1 protein-coding gene is annotated in these 1316 nt (G+C 75.2%); it reads right to left on the minus strand.

Features of this window, described 5'->3' with window-relative positions:
* The coding region (locus KHC27_RS00800; protein WP_246518632.1) for a gamma-glutamyltransferase family protein at window positions 1-1316 on the minus strand (1316 nt) is incomplete at both ends.

The raw sequence follows: 1316 nt of genomic DNA on the forward strand, positions 1-1316 counted from the left end.
GCGTGGCCGGCGGCCTGGTATTGCCCGCCCATCACCCCGAACACCCCGAGCCCCGCCCCGTCCTTCCGCAGCAGCCCGGGGATGATGGTGTGCAGCGGCCGCTTGTTCGGCTCGATCGCGTTGGGGTGGCCCTCGATCAGCCGGAACTGCGAACCCCGGCTGTGGAACAGCACACCGCTCACCGGGTCCAGACGGGTCGAGCCGAAGGCGTGGAAGATCGAGTTGATGAACGACACCATGTTGCCGTCCCGGTCCACCGCGCAGACATACACCGTGTCCCTGTGCTCCGGCTCGCTCCACAGCGCCGGCACCCCGGCCCGCCCCATGTCGATCCGCCCCGCCAGCGTGTCCAGCGTCGCCGGCGCCAGCAGCTCCTCCACCCCCACCCCCATCGCCGCGGGATCGGCGATCAGCGCGTCGCGGTGGTGGTAGACCAGCTTCGAGGCCTCGGCGTGCAGGTGCACCCGGTCGGCCGGCGCCATCCCGGCGCCGAGGTCGAAGCGGGACAGGATGCCCAGCAGCATCAGCGCCGCCAGCCCCTGGCCGTTGGGCGGGCACTCCTCCACCGTGACCCCGCGATAGTCCGCGGCGATCGGCGCGGTGTAGAACGCCGCCTGCGCCCCCGCGGCGAAATCCTCCTCGGTGTGCAGCCCGCCGAGACTCCTCAGATGGGCGACCATCGCCGCCGCCACCGGCCCCTCGTAGAAGGCCCGCGCCCCGCCGCGGGCGATCGCCTCCAGCCGGTCGCCCAGCCGCGGCTGGGCGTGGCGGTCCCCCGCCACCGGCACCCGCCCGCCCGGCTGGAACAGCGCCGCCGCGTGCGGGTCCTGCGCCACGATCGCGGCCTCGCCCGCCCAGTCGAACGCCACCCGCGGCGCCACCGGGTAGCCCTCCCGGGCATAGCCGATCGCCCGCGCCAGCACCCGGCCGAGCTCCAGCCGGCCATGGTCGGCGTGCAGCCGGGTCCAGGCCGAGACCGCGCCGGGCACCGTCACCGCATGGGCCGAGGTGCGCGGGATCTCCCCGATCACCCCCGCCGCCGCCAGCGCCGCCACGCTCGCTCCCGCCGGGGCCCGGCCCGAGCCGTTCAGCGCCACCGTCGGCCCGTCCTTCGGCGCGTAGAGCACGAAGGCGTCGCCGCCGATCCCGGTCATGTGCGGGTCCACCACGCACTGCACCGCCACCGCCGCCAGCGCCGCGTCCACCGCCGAGCCGCCCGCCGCCAGCATCTCGAGCCCCGCCGCGCTCGACAGCGGGTGCGACGTCGCCACCATCGCCTCCCCCGAAACAACCGGCGCACGGCGGGGACCAAAAAA

This window comes from Ancylobacter lacus (assembly GCF_018390635.1).
GTDB classification, from domain to species: Bacteria; Pseudomonadota; Alphaproteobacteria; order Rhizobiales; family Xanthobacteraceae; genus Ancylobacter; species Ancylobacter lacus.